15 protein-coding genes and 1 riboswitch are annotated in these 16,243 nt (G+C 73.9%); of the genes, 9 read left to right on the plus strand and 6 right to left on the minus strand.

Annotated elements, in window-relative coordinates:
* Window positions 1-130: 130 nt before the first annotated feature.
* The gene (locus ACN20G_RS29260; protein WP_424216237.1) at window positions 131-883 is read right to left on the minus strand and encodes a DUF4118 domain-containing protein; all 753 of its coding nucleotides are present in this window, start codon (window positions 881-883) and stop codon (window positions 131-133) included.
* A 45-nt stretch (window positions 884-928) separates the two neighbouring features.
* Window positions 929-1,018, minus strand: a complete 90-nt coding sequence (gene kdpF / locus ACN20G_RS29265) for a K(+)-transporting ATPase subunit F (protein ID WP_424216238.1) — start codon at window positions 1,016-1,018, stop codon at window positions 929-931.
* Window positions 1,019-1,256: 238 nt separating this feature from the next.
* Between kdpF and ACN20G_RS29270 the strand changes: the two genes are divergently transcribed.
* Window positions 1,257-3,134, plus strand: coding sequence for an APC family permease (locus ACN20G_RS29270; protein ID WP_424216239.1), 1,878 nt, complete (start codon window positions 1,257-1,259; stop codon window positions 3,132-3,134).
* A gap of 170 nt (window positions 3,135-3,304) precedes the next feature.
* Window positions 3,305-5,242 (plus strand): amino acid transporter, encoded by a 1,938-nt coding sequence (locus ACN20G_RS29275; protein ID WP_424216240.1) that lies wholly within the window; start codon window positions 3,305-3,307, stop codon window positions 5,240-5,242.
* A gap of 31 nt (window positions 5,243-5,273) precedes the next feature.
* Here ACN20G_RS29275 and lysA read toward each other — a convergent pair whose 3' ends face one another.
* Both lysA and ACN20G_RS29285 read right to left on the minus strand, forming a co-directional pair.
* Complete coding sequence (gene lysA / locus ACN20G_RS29280; RefSeq protein ID WP_424216241.1) at window positions 5,274-6,608, minus strand: diaminopimelate decarboxylase; 1,335 nt, start codon at window positions 6,606-6,608, stop codon at window positions 5,274-5,276.
* 17 nt (window positions 6,609-6,625) lie between these two features.
* Window positions 6,626-6,988, minus strand: coding sequence for an SAV_915 family protein (locus ACN20G_RS29285; protein ID WP_424216242.1), 363 nt, complete (start codon window positions 6,986-6,988; stop codon window positions 6,626-6,628).
* A 312-nt stretch (window positions 6,989-7,300) separates the two neighbouring features.
* Here ACN20G_RS29285 and ACN20G_RS29290 point away from each other — a divergent pair, with 312 nt between their 5' ends.
* The 7 genes from ACN20G_RS29290 (at window position 7,301) to ACN20G_RS29320 (ending at window position 14,586) form a co-directional block, all read left to right on the plus strand.
* Window positions 7,301-7,744 (plus strand): universal stress protein, encoded by a 444-nt coding sequence (locus ACN20G_RS29290; RefSeq protein ID WP_424217384.1) that lies wholly within the window; start codon window positions 7,301-7,303, stop codon window positions 7,742-7,744.
* Window positions 7,745-7,821: 77 nt separating this feature from the next.
* On the plus strand, window positions 7,822-8,688 hold the full coding sequence (locus ACN20G_RS29295) for a hypothetical protein (protein WP_424216243.1): 867 nt from the start codon (window positions 7,822-7,824) through the stop codon (window positions 8,686-8,688).
* 74 nt (window positions 8,689-8,762) lie between these two features.
* A riboswitch (cobalamin riboswitch) is annotated at window positions 8,763-8,933 on the plus strand.
* A 185-nt stretch (window positions 8,934-9,118) separates the two neighbouring features.
* Window positions 9,119-10,618, plus strand: coding sequence for a CoA-acylating methylmalonate-semialdehyde dehydrogenase (locus tag ACN20G_RS29300; RefSeq protein WP_424216244.1), 1,500 nt, complete (start codon window positions 9,119-9,121; stop codon window positions 10,616-10,618).
* Complete coding sequence (locus tag ACN20G_RS29305; RefSeq protein ID WP_424216245.1) at window positions 10,615-11,766, plus strand: acyl-CoA dehydrogenase family protein; 1,152 nt, start codon at window positions 10,615-10,617, stop codon at window positions 11,764-11,766. The genes ACN20G_RS29300 and ACN20G_RS29305 overlap by 4 nt, the downstream gene beginning before the upstream one ends.
* On the plus strand, window positions 11,763-12,836 hold the full coding sequence (locus ACN20G_RS29310) for an enoyl-CoA hydratase/isomerase family protein (RefSeq protein ID WP_424216246.1): 1,074 nt from the start codon (window positions 11,763-11,765) through the stop codon (window positions 12,834-12,836). Before ACN20G_RS29305 ends, ACN20G_RS29310 begins: the two co-directional genes overlap by 4 nt.
* Window positions 12,833-13,813: a 3-hydroxyisobutyrate dehydrogenase gene (mmsB, locus tag ACN20G_RS29315; protein WP_424216247.1), complete on the plus strand. Its 981-nt coding sequence runs from the start codon at window positions 12,833-12,835 to the stop codon at window positions 13,811-13,813. Before ACN20G_RS29310 ends, mmsB begins: the two co-directional genes overlap by 4 nt.
* The gene (locus ACN20G_RS29320; RefSeq protein WP_424216248.1) at window positions 13,810-14,586 is read left to right on the plus strand and encodes an enoyl-CoA hydratase; all 777 of its coding nucleotides are present in this window, start codon (window positions 13,810-13,812) and stop codon (window positions 14,584-14,586) included. Before mmsB ends, ACN20G_RS29320 begins: the two co-directional genes overlap by 4 nt.
* 59 nt (window positions 14,587-14,645) lie before the next feature.
* On the opposite strand, the gene ACN20G_RS29325 is transcribed toward ACN20G_RS29320, so the two are convergent.
* A complete protein-coding gene (locus tag ACN20G_RS29325) occupies window positions 14,646-15,293 on the minus strand; it encodes an L-threonylcarbamoyladenylate synthase (RefSeq protein WP_424217385.1) in 648 nt (215 codons plus the stop codon).
* A gap of 5 nt (window positions 15,294-15,298) precedes the next feature.
* On the minus strand, window positions 15,299-15,922 hold the full coding sequence (locus ACN20G_RS29330; RefSeq protein ID WP_424216249.1) for a carbonic anhydrase: 624 nt from the start codon (window positions 15,920-15,922) through the stop codon (window positions 15,299-15,301).
* Window positions 15,923-16,243: the final 321 nt, after the last annotated feature.

Genomic DNA, 16,243 nt, shown 5'->3' on the forward strand with positions numbered 1-16,243 from the left:
CACCCCCCGAGCGGCGGCGTTAAGTGCCCTTGACGGGCCCCTTACGGGCCGCCCCGCTCTCTTGACGCGGCCCTTACGCCGGGGCCCGCCGGGCCCCGCCGGGCCCCGCGGCGCCGCATCGGACCGGCCGTCAGAGGTGGTGGGGCAGGCGGGCCGAGTCCAGGGCGGTCCCCGCCTGGGCCGCCAGGGTCACGGCCACCAGGCGGGCCTCCTCGGCGGGCAGCGGCCGGCCCGGGTGCGCCAGGAGCAGGAACCGGCCGTAGTAGTGCCCGCCGCCCACGGCCCGCAGCTCCACCTCCTCCTCGGGCCAGGTCGTGTACTGGCGCACGTGCCCCGGGGTCCGCCGCCACACCCCGCCGCCGTGCTCCAGGTGCGGCGGGTTGCCGAGCAGGGCGCCGTACTCGAAGCGGCAGCCGCGCAGGCCCAACAGGCCGAGGAGTTCGCGGCGGACCGCCTCGACCACCTCGTCCGGGGAGCCTCCGTCCTCCGCCAGTCGGGCCGTGGCCCGCAGGCTCGACAGGTGCGCGCCGTCGGTGACCACGACGGCCCGCAGTCGGCGGGCGCGCACGGACAGTTGGGAGACGACCAGGCCGACGATCAGCAGCAGGGCGGCGGTCTCGACGTCGGCCCGGTCGGAGATCGCCAACCGGCCGTAGGGCTCGGTGAGGAAGAAGTCGAACCACAGGGCCGCGGAGACGGCGGCCCCGGCCCCGGCGAGTCGGCTGCCCAGCGTCGCGACCACGACCACCGCGACCACGAGCACCAGGGCCGCGTTGGTCGCGGACAGGTCGGCGCGCAGCGGTACGAGGGCGAGCGCCGTGAGGAAGGGAAGCACGAGCGCGGCCACCACCGCGCAGGCGGTGTTCACGCGTGGTCCGGACATGTGGACCTCCCGTCCGGGGCCGGTCCCGAGACGCGGCGCGGGCCCTCAGAACTTGTCGGGTCTGATCAACGCGAAGACGAGGTAGCCGAGCAGCGCGAGGGCGACGAGCAGTCCGACCACGTTCTCCGCGTCCATGAACGGCTTCCTTCACAGGATTGGGGGATGTTCGGGCACCTCCAGCGTGCTCCTCCACGCGGCCGCCGGGGGCGCGCCACGACACCTCTTGACGGGGTTCATACGCCCTTCCCACCTGCGCGTATGGATCCCGTGAGGACGGGCGGGGCGACTGTACGGATCGCGTCAAGGCCGCCGGCGCCGGTGACCCGCGCCGTGGACGCTGTGCTGACTTCACCCAAGCGGAAGGACAGGCGCCATGACCGTGCACACAGGAGAACCGACCGGGAGCACCCCGCTCGCCAAGCGTGCGGAACCCCCGGATCCCCAGGGGGCCGGGGACGCCGGGGAGCGACACAGACTGACGGCCGTACAGGGCCTCGCGGCGCTCTCCCTGGACGCGATGGCCTCCGTGGCCTACGGGCCGGAGTCGATCGTCCTCGTGCTGGCCGTCGCCGGCGCGTACGGCATGGGCTTCACCCTCCCCGTGACCCTCGCCATCGCGGCCCTGCTCGCGGTGCTGGTGGCCTCCTACCGGCAGGTGATCGCCGCGTTCCCCGACGGCGGCGGCTCCTACGCGGTCGCCAAGCGACACCTGGGCCGGCGTACGAGCCTGGTCGCGGCGGCCTCCCTGATCCTGGACTACGTGCTCAACGTGGCCGTGTCCGTCACGGCGGGCGTGGCCGCGCTCACCTCGGCCTTTCCGGGCCTGCACGCCGAACGCGTGTGGATCTGCCTCGGGGTGCTCGTACTGGTGACGGCCGTGAACCTGCGCGGGGTCGTCGACTCGGCGAGGGCCTTCCTCGTCCCCACCGCCCTGTTCGTCGGATCCATCCTCGCGATGATCACCGTCGGGCTGTTCCGTGACGGGCCGGCGAGCACCGCCTCCGCCGCCGGGCACGCCTCCGCGCTCGGCGAGGGCGCCACGACCGTCGGCGCCCTGCTGTTGCTGAAGGCGTTCGCGGCCGGCTGCTCCGCGCTCACCGGCGTCGAGGCCGTCGCCAACGCGGTGCCCGCGTTCCGGGCCCCGGCCGCCCGCCGAGCCCAGCGCACCGAGGTCGCGCTCGGCGCGCTCCTCGGCCTCATGCTCATCGGCCTGTCCGTGCTGATCGGCCGCTTCCACCTCCGACCCGTCGAGGGGGTCACCGTGCTGGCGCAGCTCGCCGACGCCTCCTTCGGGCACAACGCGGCCTTCTACCTCGTCCAGTTCGCCACCATGGTGCTGCTCGCGCTGGCCGCGAACACCTCCTTCGGCGGTCTGCCGGTGCTGATGAGCCTGCTGGCCCGCGACAACCACCTCCCGCACGTCTTCGCCCTGAAGGCCGACCGGCAGGTCCACCGGCACGGCGTGATCTGGCTCGCGCTGGTCTCCGCCGCCCTGCTGGTGTTCTCCGGCGGCGACACCAACACCCTCGTGCCGCTCTTCGCGATCGGCGTGTTCGTGGGCTTCACCCTCTGCCAGGTCGGCATGGTCCGGCACTGGCACGGCGAACGCCCCCGGGGTTGGCGGGTGAAGGCCGCCCTCAACGGCTTCGGCGCCCTGCTGACGGCCGTGGCCGCGGTCGTGGTCACCGCGACCAAGTTCACCGAGGGCGCCTGGCTCATCGTCCTCGCCCTGCCCCTGATCGTCCTCGGCTTCGAGCGGGTGGGCCGGGCCTACGCCCGGATCGGCGAACGCCTCGAACTCGGCCGGGTTCCCGAACCCCCGCGCCGCGTCCGCTCCCTCGTGCTGGTCCCCGTCTCGGGCCTGTCCCTCCTCACCTGCCGGGCCCTCACCGCGGCCCGCTCCCTGGGCGACGAGGTCATCGCCCTCACCGTCACCCACACCGCCCCCGAGGACGCCCGCGCCCTCGAAGCGCTGCGCCGCGACTGGGAGCTGTGGAACCCGGGCGTGGACCTCGTGGAGATCGCCTCCCCCACCCGCTCGCTGGGCCGACCCGTCGCCGACCACGTCCGACTCCTGGCCCGGACCCGCCCCGACACCCAGATCACCGTGCTGATCCCCGAGGCCGAACCCGCCCGCCTGTGGCAGCGCGCGCTCCAGAACCAACGCGGCTCCGTCCTCGCCCACGCCCTGCGCCGCGACACCGACGCCGTCGTCTGCCGGCTCCGCTTCCGCCTGAGCCCCCGCCCCTGAGCCCCCGCCCCCGCTCCTGCCGGCCCGGCGGCGGGTTGGGCCGGCGGGAGGGTCCCCGTCAAGGAAGCGTCAGGATCCGGGCGAGAACGGGCAGAAGTGATCAGCGTGCGTACGCTTGCCCGGCCGGCGACGCCGATGGCCGGATATCACCGCCCGACGGGAGCACCACCATGGCCACCCCTGCCCGCACGACACGCCTGCGCGCGTGGCTGCTGGAAGGTCTGACCGCGCAGGACGCCTCACCCGCCGCCAAGGCAACGGCGGCCCAGCCGCACGGCCGGCCCTGGTGGCGCGTCATGTGCCTGACCGGTCTCGACTACTTCTCCACCCTCGGCTACCAGCCCGGCATCGCCGCACTGGCGGCCGGCCTGCTCTCGCCCCTGGCCACGATCGTGCTCGTGCTCCTCACCCTCTTCGGCGCGCTGCCCGTCTACCGGCGGGTGGCGCGGGAGAGCCCGCACGGCGAGGGCTCCATCGCCATGCTGGAACGGCTGCTGACGTTCTGGAAGGGCAAGCTGTTCGTCCTGACCCTGCTCGGGTTCGCCGCGACGGACTTCCTCATCACCATCACCCTCTCGGCCGCCGACGCCACCGCCCACCTGGTCGAGAACCCCCACCTCACCAGCCTGCTGCACGGGCACGAGGTGCCGATCACCCTGATCATGATCGCCCTGCTGGGCGCCGTGTTCCTCAAGGGCTTCGGCGAGGCCATCGGCCTGGCCGTGGCCCTGGTCGCCACATATTTGGGGCTGAACGTCATCGTGGTCGCGGTGGGCCTGTGGCAGGTGGTCACCGAACCGCACGTGGTCGCCGACTGGTCGCAGGCCCTGACCGCCCAGCACGGCAACCCGTTCATGATGATCGCCATCGCGCTCGTCGTGTTCCCCAAACTCGCCCTCGGCCTGTCCGGCTTCGAGACCGGCGTCGCCGTCATGCCGCACGTCAAGGGCGACCCGGAGGACACCCCCGAGGACCCCGCCGGCCGGATCCGGGGCACCCAACGGCTGCTGACGACCGCGGCGATCATCATGAGCGTCTTCCTGATCTGCTCCAGCTTCATCACGACCATGCTGATCCCCGCCGACCAGTTCCAGCCGGGCGGCTCCGCGAACGGCCGCGCCCTCGCCTACCTGGCGCACGAACACCTGGGCTCCGCCTTCGGCTCGGTCTACGACGTCTCGACCATCCTGATCCTGTGGTTCGCCGGCTCCTCCGCCATGGCCGGGCTGCTCAACCTGATGCCGCGCTACCTGCCCCGCTACGGCATGGCCCCGCGCTGGGCCCGGGCCCTGCGCCCCATGGTGATCGTCTTCACCCTGGTCGCGTTCCTCGTCACCTGGATCTTCGACGCCGACGTGGACGCGCAGGGCGGCGCCTACGCCACCGGTGTCCTCGTCCTGATCACCTCGGCGGCCGTCGCCGTGACCATCGCCGCGCGCAGGGCCGGCGAACGCGGCTGGACGATCGCCTTCGGGATCATCTCCGCCGTGTTCGTCTACACCACCGCCGTCAACGTCGCCGAACGCCCGGACGGCGTGAAGATCGGCGCCTGCTTCATCGGCGGCATCATGGCCCTCTCGCTGCTCTCCCGGCTCGCCCGCGTCTTCGAGCTCCGGGTCACCGACATCGAGCTGGACGACCTGGCGCGGCGGTTCATCCGCGACACCGCCCATCGCACCATCCGCCTCATCGCCAACGAACCCGACAACCGCGACGAGGGCGAGTACCGGGAGAAGGCCGCGCAGATCCGCGCCGACAACGACGTCCCGCCCGGCGACGACGTGATGTTCGTCGAGGTCACCGTCCTCGACGCCTCCGAATTCGAATCCGGGATGCGGGTGCGCGGCGAGGTCCTGCACGGCCGCTACCGGGTGCTGACCTTGGAGAGCGCCGGCATCCCCAACGCCCTCGCCGCCCTCCTGCTGCACATCCGGGACGAGACCGGGCAGCGCCCGCACATCTACTTCGAGTGGACCGAGGGCGATCCGATGGCCAATTTCCTGCGCTTCTTCCTCTTCGGACAGGGCGAGGTCGCCCCCGTCACCCGCGAGGTGGTCCGCCGGGCCGAACCCGACCGCGCCCGCCGCCCCCACGTACACGCCGGCTGACCGGCCCCGGCCCGCCCCGGCCCGGCGGCGGTCAGGCGCCCACGTCGCGGGCGCGGAAGTCCTCCAGGGTCTCGCGGCGGAGCAGGACGCGGGCCGCGCCCTCGTGGACGGCGACGACCGGGGGACGGCCGACCATGTTGTAGCCGGAGGCCATCGACTGGTGGTAGGCGCCCGCCACCGGCACGGCCAGCAGATCGCCGGGCCGGACGTCGGCCGGCAGTTCCACGTCGGCGGCGAGCACGTCGCCGGCCTCGCAGTGCCGGCCCACCACCGTGGCCCGGCAGGGCGGGCCCTCGGCGTGCCGGCCCAGGAGCCGGGGCGCGTAGCGGGCCCCGTACAGGGCGGGGCGCGGGTTGTCGCTCATGCCGCCGTCCACGGCGACGAAGACCGTGCGTCCCGTGCGCTTGACGGCGAGCACCCGGTACAGGGCGACGCCGGCGGGTCCGGACACGGCGCGGCCCGGTTCGATCGCCAGGCGGGGCACGGGCAGGTGGGCGGCCGCGCAGCTCGTGGCCAGTTCGGCGCGCAGCCGGCGGGCGAGGTCGGTGAGGTCGAGGGCCCGCTCACCGGGCCGGTAGGCGATGCCGTGTCCGCCGCCCATGTCGAGTTCGGGCAGGGTCACGGCGTGTTCCGCGCGGATCCGGTCCATCAGCGCGACCATGCGGCGCACGGCCGTCAGGTAGGGGTCGACGGTGGTGATCTGCGAGCCGATGTGGCAGTGCAGGCCGGTGAGTTCGAGTTGGGGTTGGCGCAGGATCGCGGCGACGGCGCGCTGCGCGGAGCCGTCGGCGGGTGACAGGCCGAACTTCTGGTCCTCGGTGCCCGTGCGGATCTTGTCGTGGCCACCGGCGGACACGCCGGGGACCACGCGCACCATCACCTTCTGGTGTCCGTCGGTGCCGACGGCGGCGGCGATGCGGGCGATCTCGGACGGGCTGTCGATGACGATCCGTCCCACCCCGAGCCGCAGCGCCGTGGCGATGTCCCGGGGGGACTTGGCGTTGCCGTGCAGCAGGATCCGTTCGGGCGGGAACCCGGCGGTCACGGCCAGTTCCAGTTCCCCGGCCGAGCACACGTCCAGGCCCAGCCCCTCCTCGCGCACCCAGCGCACGACGGCGCGGGAGAGGAATGCCTTGGCGGCGTAGAACACGTCGGCCTCGGGGAAGGCGTCGCGGTAGGTGCGGCAGCGGCCCCGGATCTCGCCCTCGTCCAGGACGTAGGCGGGGGTGTCGAAGCGTTCGGCCAGTTCCGTCAGCGACACCCCGCCGACGGCGAGGTCGCCGTGCGGGAGCCGGGTGGTGGACGCGGGCCAGACGGACAGGTCGTCGGCCGGGGACAGCAGGTCGGGGGCGAGGGCGATGGTCATGGCGCGTTCTCCCCCTCTCACAGGGTGCGGGCGGCGGGCGCGGGCGCCTGCGGCGGGCGGACGGGCGCGGGCCCGGCGGTCGGCGCGGGGCGGGCGGCGGGGGCCGTGAGGGTCGGGTCCACGGTCAGCAGGGCGGCGCCGAGCGGCGCGGTCATCGCGCGGAGCGCGGAGGCGGAGAGCCTGATCGACGGCTGCCCGGCGCCGAGGGTGGCGGCCAGCAGCTCCGGCGTGGTGAAGCCCACGGCGGTGCGGGCGCCGAGCGGGGTGCGGAACAGGCGCACCACCACCGGCGCCGATCCCGACCGGACCGGCACGTAGAGGGGTCCGGCCGGGACCCGTTCCTCGGGTTCCGGATCGTCGTCGTACTGGAACAAGCACATGGGGCCCTCCCGGGGAACCACGGGTGACAGGTGGCGCCCCGGGACGCGGGGAGGCGGTCCGGGGCGTGACACCGAAGCTATCCCCGTCCTCGAACGCCCGCGGTCGGCCCCTGACGGGATCTTGACGACGGGCCCGCCACTCCATACGGCGCGCTGACGCGCCCGGGGGCCGCCCGTCAGGGACCCGTCACGGATCCCGTCGGGCGCGTCAGGGCGGCGTCAACGGCCCCCGCGATCGGCGCGGGCGCCTCTTTCATTGACCCGAACGAGTGAACGAGATCCGGAATTGGGGGCGTGGTCGTGCGCGCGGTGGTGGTCGGTGTGAGCGGGTCCGCGGGCAGTGTGTCCACGCTGCGGCGGGCCCTGGCCGAGGCGCGGGCGCGCGGGGCGGCGGAACTGCGGGTGGTCCTGGCCTGGCAGGCCCCGGGCGGCGGCCTCGGCGGCCGCGCCGGCGGCGACGCGCGGGTCCCGCAGCAGTGCCACGAGGCCTCGACGGCCCGGTTGCGGCATCTCCTGGACGAGGTCTTCGGTCCCGAACCCCTCGGCTCCGAACCCCTCGGACCCGCCGTCGTGGGCCTCGCGGTGCGGGCCACACCGGGGGCCGCCCTCGTGGCCTCGGCGAACGATCCCGAGGATCTGATCGTGCTCGGCGCCGGCCAACGAAACCCACTCCACCGCCTCCTGCGCCCCTCGGTGGCCCGCCACTGCCTGACCCACGCCGTCTGCCCCGTACTGAGCATCCCCCCGACCAGGTGAACACACGGCCGTCCCGACCCCCGCCCACATGGGTGCCCTGGGGTGCCGTCGGGTCGGCGCGGGGCCAGGCTCGCCTCATGACGCACGAGGAGGAGCCCACCCGAGGTCTGGCCGGGCGGGTGCAGGCACTCGCGAAGCGCAACGGCCCGGTGGTCACCCTGCTGTTCCTGGCGAACCTGATCACGGCCGTCAGCACCCTGGCCACCGCCTACGGCGTGCTGTGGCGGAACACGGCGGACTGGCGGCCCCCGGAGTACGCGAAGCTGAGGTCCTTGCGGGGCGGGCACACCCTGGAGCGGTTCACCAAGGCATTCGGTCCCGCCGCCTACCGCGAGCCGTTCGTCTCCGTGGTGCCGGGCCTCGACGAGGCGGAGCAGGCGAAGCTGACCCGGCACGTGTTCCGGCCGCGCGAGGAGTACCGGGTCGAGGTGATCACCGACCCCGGCGGCAGCACGGTGGTGTACAGCGTGACCTCGTGCGACGAGGGTTTCCGGCCCTCCTTCGAGGTGGACCGCAACGACGACCGCCGGCGGTTCACGGTCACCCTCGGCACGCCCCTCGCGGACGTCCGCCCCGAGGACCCGACCGTGCACCAGTGGATGACCTCGACGGGACTGCGTCAGAGCGCCGTGTCGCAGCACGCGGAGGCCGGGAGCCAGGACGGGCGGCGGTCCTACGCGTGGGCCGCCAACGACGTGTGCCCCTACCGGTCGGAGAAGCAGCGGCGGGCCTCCGAGACCTTCTGGGACGCGTGGGAGGACTGGCAGCGGGGGCGCCCGCGCGACGAGGACACCGGGGTCGTCGAGGGCAGCCGCCGGGATCCGGCCACCCTGACCCTGATGCGCGGGTCCCCGATCAACGTGTACGCCGAGACCGAACCCGGTCGGTCCGTCCAGGAGTACTACCCGGCCCTGATCGGCGTCGGCAAGGACACCGCGGACTGAACGCCCGCCCCGGGCAGGTGTGATGGGGCTCGGGGGCGGGGGGTCTGGACTTACTAGGACGTCCGACTATATGTTCGTGGCACAAGGTCCGCGGTGCAGGGAAGTCGGTGTGAATCCGGCACGGTCCCGCCACTGTGACCGGGGAGTGCGTCGCCGTCCACACGCCACTGACGGGATCCGTCGGGAAGGCGGGCGGCGCACGGGGATCCGGGAGTCAGGATACCGGCCGCGGAACGTTCCGTGTTGTCCACGAGGATGGAGCAGACACGCATGGCACCGGTCCGTACCCACGACCCTGGTGATCCGGCGGAGCGCGCGACCCCGTTCGCGCGCTCGTAGTCACGCGGCCCCACCGGCCCGCGCCGCACCCGGCGCGGTCCGTCGGCGCGCCGTGCCATCCCCGGATCCGACCTGACGAGAGCAGGCACCCATGGTCCGAGAACTCACCCATTTCATCGGCGGGAAGCACACCCCCGGCACCTCCGGGCTCTTCGCCGACGTGCACGATCCGAACACCGGCGCCGTCCAGGCACGGGTCCCCCTGGCCGGCCGCGCCGACACCGAGGCGGCGATCGCCGACGCGGCGCGGGAGCAGGCCGACTGGGGGCAGTGGAACCCCCAGCGTCGCGCCCGCGTGCTGCTGCGCTTCCTCCAACTCGTCGAAGGGGAGCGGGAGTCGCTGGCGCGACTGCTCTCCTCCGAGCACGGCAAGACGGTCGCCGACGCCCACGGTGACCTGCAACGCGGCCTGGAGGTCGTGGAGTTCGCCGCCGGCATCCCGCACCTGCTCAAGGGCGAGTTCACCGACAACGCGGGCACCGGCATCGACGTGCACTCGCTGCGCGCCCCGCTGGGCGTGGTCGCCGGCGTCACCCCGTTCAACTTCCCCGCCATGATCCCCCTGTGGCAGCTCGCACCCGCGCTGGCCTGCGGCAACGCCTTCGTGCTCAAGCCCTCCGAACGGGATCCGTCGGTGCCGCTGCGGCTCGCGGAGCTGTTCCTGGAGGCCGGGCTGCCGCCGGGGGTCCTCAACGTCGTCAACGGCGGCAAGGAGGCCGTCGACACCCTCGTGGAGGATCCGCGGGTGCGGGCCCTGGGCTTCGTCGGCTCCACCCCGGTGGCCGCGCGCCTGTACGCCGAGGCGGCGGCGCGGGGCAAGCGCGCGCAGTGTTTCGGCGGCGCCAAGAACCACATGGTCGTGATGCCCGACGCCGATCTCGACCAGGCCGCCGACGCGCTGATCGGCGCGGGTTACGGATCGGCCGGTGAACGCTGCATGGCGATCTCGGTGGCCGTGCCGGTGGGCGAGGAGACCGCGGACCGGCTGGTCGCCGCGTTGAAGGAACGCGTCGGCCGGCTGCGGATCGGCCGCTCCGACGATCCCGAAGCGGACTTCGGGCCGCTGGTGAGTCGGGACGCCCTCGACCGGGTGCGGCGTTATGTGGACATCGGCGCGAACGAGGGGGCCGAACTCGTCGTGGACGGGCGCGGGTTCACCCTGCCGGGGCACGAGAACGGGTTCTTCGCCGGCGCCACCCTCTTCGACCGGGTCACCCCCGCGATGCGCATCTACCGCGAGGAGATCTTCGGGCCGGTGCTGTGCGTGGCGCGGGCCGCCGACTTCGAGGAGGCGGTGCGGCTGCCGAGCGAGCACCCCTTCGGCAACGGGGTCGCGATCTTCACCCGGGACGGGGACACCGCCCGCGAGTTCACCCGTCGCGTCGAGACCGGCATGGTCGGCGTCAACGTGCCGATCCCGGTGCCCGTCGCCTACCACACCTTCGGCGGCTGGAAGAGGTCCGGTTTCGGCGACCTGAACCAGCACGGCCCGGACTCGATCCGCTTCCTCACCCGCACCAAGACCGTCACCTCGCGCTGGCCCTCCGGGGTCAAGGAGGGCGCGAACTTCACGATCCCGACGATGGGATGAGCGCCGTGACCACCATGACGCAGGACCAGCTCGCGCTCGCCGAGGTGACCCTCGACTTCGCTCAGGAACAACTCGCCCCGCACGCCGTGGCCTGGGACCGCGACAAGCACTTCCCCGTCGACGTGATCCGCCGCGCCGCCGACCTCGGCCTCGCCGGGGTGTACGTCCGCGAGGAGCACGGCGGCTCCGGCCTGTCCCGCGCCGACGGCGTGCTCGTCTTCGAGACCCTCGCCACGGGCTGCCCCTCCATCGCCGGCTACCTCTCCATCCACAACATGGTCGCCTGGATGGTCGACCACTACGGCGACGAAGCCCAACGCGCCCGCCTGCTGCCCGCGCTCTGCTCCGGCGAGACCCTCGGCAGCTACTGCCTCACCGAACCCGGCGCGGGTTCGGACGCCGCCGCGCTGCGCACCCGCGCGGAGCGGCACGGGGACCACTACGTGCTCACCGGCGTCAAACAGTTCGTCTCGGGCGCCGGCGCGGCCGGCCTGTACCTGGTGATGGCCCGGACCGGGGAGCCGGGGCCGGGCGGGATCTCCGCGTTCCTCGTCGAACGCGGGGACCCGGGGCTCTCCTTCGGGCCGAACGAGGTGAAGATGGGGTGGAACGCCCAGCCGACCCGACAGGTGGTCCTCGACGGCGTGCGGGTGCCCGTCGAGCGCCGGTTGGGCGCGGAGGGCGAGGGCTTCCGGATCGCGATGAACGGGCTCAACGGCGGCCGGCTCGGCATCGCCGCGTGCTCCCTGGGCGGGGCTCGGGACGCGTTGAACCGCGCGCTGACCCACCTCGCCGATCGCGAGGCGTTCGGCGGCCGGCTGCTGGACGAGCCCGCGCTGCGGTTCCGGCTCGCCGACATGGCCACCGAGCTGACGGCGGCCCGCGCCCTGGTCCGGGAGGCCGCCGAGGCCCTGGACGCGGGCGACCGGGGCGCGCCGGGGCTGTGCGCGATGGCCAAGCGCTTCGCGACGGACACGGGTTTCGCGGTGGCCGACGCGGCCCTGCAACTGCACGGGGGCTACGGCTACCTGGGCGAGTACGGCATCGAGAAGATCGTCCGCGACCTGCGGGTGCACCGGATCCTGGAGGGCACCAACGAGGTGATGCGGGTGATCGTGGCGCGCGGACTGACGGAGAACCTGCGATGAGCGGCCACGACGAGAGCGTGCTGGTGCGGACCGAGGGGCGGGCGGGGTACCTCACCCTCAACCGTCCCCGCGCCCTGAACGCCCTGACCCACTCCATGGTCCTGAGGATCACGGACGCGCTGACGGCCTGGGCCGAGGACCCGGCCGTGGAGACCGTCGTCCTCGCGGGCGCCGGGGAGCGCGGGCTGTGCGCCGGTGGCGACATCCGCGCGATCCACGAGGACGCGCGCGCCGGCGGGACCGCCTCGGTGGGGTTCTGGCGCGACGAGTACCGGCTCAACGCCCTGATCGCCCGATATCCCAAGCCGTACGTGGCGCTCATGGACGGGATCGTCATGGGCGGTGGGGTCGGGGTCTCGGCCCACGGCAGCGTCCGGATCGTCACCGAGCGTTCGCGGGTCGCGATGCCGGAGACCGGCATCGGTTTCGTGCCGGACGTGGGCGGGACGTACCTGCTCGCGCTGGCCCCCGGGGAGTCGGGCACGCATCTGGCGTTGACGGGGGTGCCCGTGGGCGCGGCCGACGCGCTGTTGTGCGGGCTCGCCGACCATTTCGTGCCCGCCGCCGCGCTGCCCGCGCTCTCCCGGGAGCTGGCGCGGCACCCGGTGCGCGAGGTGTTGGCGCGGCACGTGGCCGAGCCGCCCGACGGGGTGCTCGCGGGGGCCCGGGAGTGGATCGACGCCTGTTACGCGGCCGACGACGTCGAGGAGGTGCTCGCGCGGCTCGCCGCCTCGGGGGCGCCGGCCGCGCGGGCCGCCGCCGACGCGCTGCGCGGCAAGTCGCCCACGGCCCTCAAGGTCACCCTGGCCTCGCTGCGGCGGGCCCGGCGACTGGGGCCCTTGGAGCGGGTGTTGGAGCAGGAGTTCCGCGTCTCGTGCGCGGCCCTGTCCTCGCCCGACCTGGTGGAGGGGATCCGCGCCCAGGTGATCGACAAGGACCGGGCGCCGCGCTGGTCCCCGGCCGCGCCGGCGGACGTGACGCGGGCCGACGTGGAACGTTTCTTCGCTCCGGCGGGCGTGGTGGGGCTCCGGCTCCCGGCGCCCGCCGCGGATCGGGAGGTGGTGTGGTGAGCGGCACCGTGGCGTTCATCGGGCTCGGGCACATGGGCGGGCCGATGGCGGCCCGGCTGGTGGGGGCCGGGTACCGGGTCCTCGGCTTCGACCTCGTGCCGGAGTTGCTCGCGGGCGCTGCGGCGCACGGGGTCGAGCCCGCCGCCGGCGCGGCCGAGGCCGTCGCGCGGGCCGACGTGGTCCTCACGATGCTGCCCGCCGGGCGGCACGTGCTGGCCCTCTACCGGGAGCCGGGGCTGCTCGCTGCGGCCCGGCCCGGGACCCTGTTCGTGGACTGCTCGACCATCGACGTGGCCGACGCCCGCGCCGCGCACGAGCTCGTGCTCGCGGCGGGGCACCGCGCGCTGGACGCCCCGGTATCCGGCGGGGTGGTGGGCGCCGAGGCCGGCACGCTGACGTTCATGGCGGGCGGCGGGGCGGCGGAGTTCGCGGCCGCCGAACCCTTCCTGGCCGTCATGGGCCGCAAGGCCGTGCACTGCGGCGGGCCGGGGGCCGGGCAGGCGGCGAAGATCTGCAACAACATGATCCTCGCCGTGTCCATGATCGGGGTGAGCGAGGCATTCGTGCTCGCCGAGAGCCTCGGCCTGGACCACCAGGCCCTGTACGACGTGGCCTCCGCGGCCTCCGGGCAGTGCTGGGCGCTCACCGTGAACTGTCCCGTGCCCGGACCGGTGCCGGGCAGTCCCGCCAACCGCGACTACCGCCCCGGGTTCGCGGCCCCGCTCATGGCCAAGGACCTGGGCCTGGCCGCGAACGCCCTGCGGGCCGGCGGGGTCCGGGCGCCGCTGGGGCTCAAGGCGGCGGAGCTGTACGCCGCGTTCGCCGAGGGGGAGGGCGCGGGGCTGGACTTCTCGGCGATCGTCCGCACCCTGCGCCCCACCCCCGCACCACCCGCGCCCGCGCCCGAGGACGAGCACGAGCACGAGCACGAGCACGAGCACGAGCACGAGCACGACGAGAACGGAAGGACCGCATGAACGCGTACGAGACCATCCGGGTGAAGCGCGAGGGCCGCGTCGCGGTGCTCACCCTGGACCGGCCCGAGGCCCTCAACGCCCTCGACCTGCGCATGATGCGGGAGGTCGTGACGGTCGCGGAGGAACTGGACCGGGATCCGGGGATCGGCTGCCTGGTCCTGACCGGCTCCGCGCGGGCCTTCGCGGCCGGCGCCGACATCAAGGAGATGCGCCCGCGCGGCTATCCGGACATGTACGTCGACGACTGGTTCTCGGCCTGGGACCGGTTGGGGCAGGTGCGCACGCCCACCCTCGCCGCGGTCGCGGGTCACGCGCTGGGCGGCGGTTGCGAACTGGCCATGCTGTGCGACGTGTTGTTGGCCGCCGACACGGCGCGGTTCGGGCAGCCCGAGATCAGGCTGGGGGTGATTCCCGGCATCGGCGGCTCCCAGCGCCTGACCCGCGCCGTCGGCAAGGCCAAGGCCATGGAGCTGTGCCTGACCGGTCGCACGATGGACGCGCAGGAGGCGGAACGGGCCGGGTTGGTGTCGCGGATCGTCCCGGCCGAGGACCTGTTGACCGAGGCCCTGGCCGTGGCCGGGACCATCGCCTCGATGTCGAAGCCGGTCGCGATGATGACGAAGGAGGCCGTGAACCGGGCCTTCGAGACCACCCTCGCCGAGGGGGTCCGCTTCGAACGGCGGCTGTTCCACGCGGTGTTCGCGACCGCCGACCAGAAGGAGGGCATGGCCGCGTTCGTCGAGAAGCGCCCGGCGCGCTTCACCCACGGCTGACCGGACCGACGGCGCCGGGCCCGGGGGGGGTCCTCCCTCCGGGACCGGCGCCGCCCCGGTCAGGGGGTGCGCAGGGCGGGCACGACCTCGCGCAGTCGGGCGGCCGACAGGACGCCCTCGCGGACGAGGACGGGCTCCGGCCCGCTCAGGTCGACGATCGAGGACGAGACCCCGCCGGGGGTCCGACCGCCGTCGAGGTACACGGCGACGGAGTCGCCGAGCATCCCCAGCGCCGCGTCGCAGTCCTGCGGCGAGGGCCGGTCGGTGAGGTTGGCGCTGGAGACGGCCAACGGGCCGGTGACGGCCAGCAGTTCCAGGGCGAGCGGGTGGTCGGGCATGCGGACGGCCACCGTGCCGCCCGTCTCGCCCAGGTCCCAGCCCAGGGAGGGCCGGTGCCGCAGCACCAGCGTGAGACCGCCCGGCCAGAAGGCGTCCACGAGGGCGCGGGCCTCGCCGGACAGGTCGCCCACCAGGTCGCGCAGGGCGTCCGGGGAGTCGACCAGCACGGGGGAGGGCTTGTGTCGGCCGCGGCCCTTCGCGGCGAGCAGGCCGGCCACGGCCTTCGGGTCGAAGGCGTCCGCCCCCAGCCCGTACACGGTGTCCGTGGGCAGGACGACGAGTTCGCCCCGTCGGACGGCGGAGACCGCCTCCGCGAGTCCGGTGGCGCGGGCGGCCGGGTCGGCGCAGTCGTGGCGTCGCGTGTGCAGTTCGATCACTCCGTCCCGGTGATGTCGCCGCGGGTGGTCACCACGCGGGCGTCTCCCCCGGCGAGCGCGTAGCCGAGGCCCACGACGGCGATCTGGCCGCTGTCGACCTGCTCCGACAGCAGCCGGGAGCGCTCCAGCAGCCGGTCCACGGTGTGCCGGATGTGCTCGTCCACGATGTCGCTGTCGGCCGTCAGACCGGCGTTGCGCGCGGCGAGGACGCTGGGCGTGACCCGCTCCACTATGTCCCGAACGAAGCCGCGGGGGGAGAAGCCCTCCTCGACCGCCGCGCGGGCGGCGGCGACGGCGCCGCAGGAGTCGTGGCCCAGCACGACGACCAGGCGGGCCCCGAGGACGCTGGTCGCGTACTCGACGCTCCCCAGCACCTCCGAGCCGAGGACGTGCCCGGCGGTGCGGACGACGAAGAGGTCCCCGAGGCCCTGGTCGAAGATGATCTCGGCGGCGAGCCGCGAGTCGGAGCACCCGAGGACCACGGCGAAGGGGTCCTGGCCCGGAGCGAGCTCCTGCCGGCGCGAGGCGTCCTGGTTGGGGTGTTCCGGCGTGCCCGCGACGAAGCGCTTGTTGCCGGACAGCAGGGCGTCGAATGCGGTGGGGGGAGAAGTTCTCGGCATGGCCCCAGCCTAGTGATCGCCCGTTCCCCCGGCACGCCCGGGGCCCGCTCCGCGGCCCGCCCCCCGCCCCGGCCCCGGCCGGGGCGCCCCGAGCGGCCCTCACCCGTTCGGGCCGGCGCGGGCGCGCGATCGCGGGATCGGGCGATCGGCGACGGGGAATGCGACCGGCTTGCCGGCGACCCGTTCCGCGCGTGAATCCCGCCGAATAGCGGGATCTGTCGGCGCGGAGGTAAAGCGCATTAGTCGTCCTCAAACATTCAGGGCTTTAGTCCTGTTCAGTGGCTCTGACCTGCACTTTTGGCTTGTCCACAGCTTTATCCC

The organism is Streptomyces dryopteridis, from assembly GCF_049606955.1.
Classification (GTDB): domain Bacteria; phylum Actinomycetota; class Actinomycetes; order Streptomycetales; family Streptomycetaceae; genus Streptomyces.

Bases quoted from the DNA above. Each gene is read 5' to 3' on its own strand.
- ACN20G_RS29305 (WP_424216245.1), top strand. From the start codon at position 10,615: ATGAGCGCCGTGACCACCATGACGCAGGACCAGCTCGCGCTCGCCGAG.
- ACN20G_RS29295 (WP_424216243.1), top strand. From the start codon at position 7,822: ATGACGCACGAGGAGGAGCCCACCCGAGGTCTGGCCGGGCGGGTGCAG.
- ACN20G_RS29270 (WP_424216239.1), top strand. From the start codon at position 1,257: ATGACCGTGCACACAGGAGAACCGACCGGGAGCACCCCGCTCGCCAAG.
- kdpF (WP_424216238.1), bottom strand. From the start codon at position 1,018: ATGGACGCGGAGAACGTGGTCGGACTGCTCGTCGCCCTCGCGCTGCTC.
- ACN20G_RS29275 (WP_424216240.1), top strand. From the start codon at position 3,305: ATGGCCACCCCTGCCCGCACGACACGCCTGCGCGCGTGGCTGCTGGAA.
- ACN20G_RS29285 (WP_424216242.1), bottom strand. From the start codon at position 6,988: ATGTGCTTGTTCCAGTACGACGACGATCCGGAACCCGAGGAACGGGTC.
- ACN20G_RS29330 (WP_424216249.1), bottom strand. From the start codon at position 15,922: ATGCCGAGAACTTCTCCCCCCACCGCATTCGACGCCCTGCTGTCCGGC.
- lysA (WP_424216241.1), bottom strand. From the start codon at position 6,608: ATGACCATCGCCCTCGCCCCCGACCTGCTGTCCCCGGCCGACGACCTG.
- ACN20G_RS29320 (WP_424216248.1), top strand. From the start codon at position 13,810: ATGAACGCGTACGAGACCATCCGGGTGAAGCGCGAGGGCCGCGTCGCG.
- ACN20G_RS29260 (WP_424216237.1), bottom strand. From the start codon at position 883: ATGTCCGGACCACGCGTGAACACCGCCTGCGCGGTGGTGGCCGCGCTC.
- ACN20G_RS29300 (WP_424216244.1), top strand. From the start codon at position 9,119: ATGGTCCGAGAACTCACCCATTTCATCGGCGGGAAGCACACCCCCGGC.
- ACN20G_RS29310 (WP_424216246.1), top strand. From the start codon at position 11,763: ATGAGCGGCCACGACGAGAGCGTGCTGGTGCGGACCGAGGGGCGGGCG.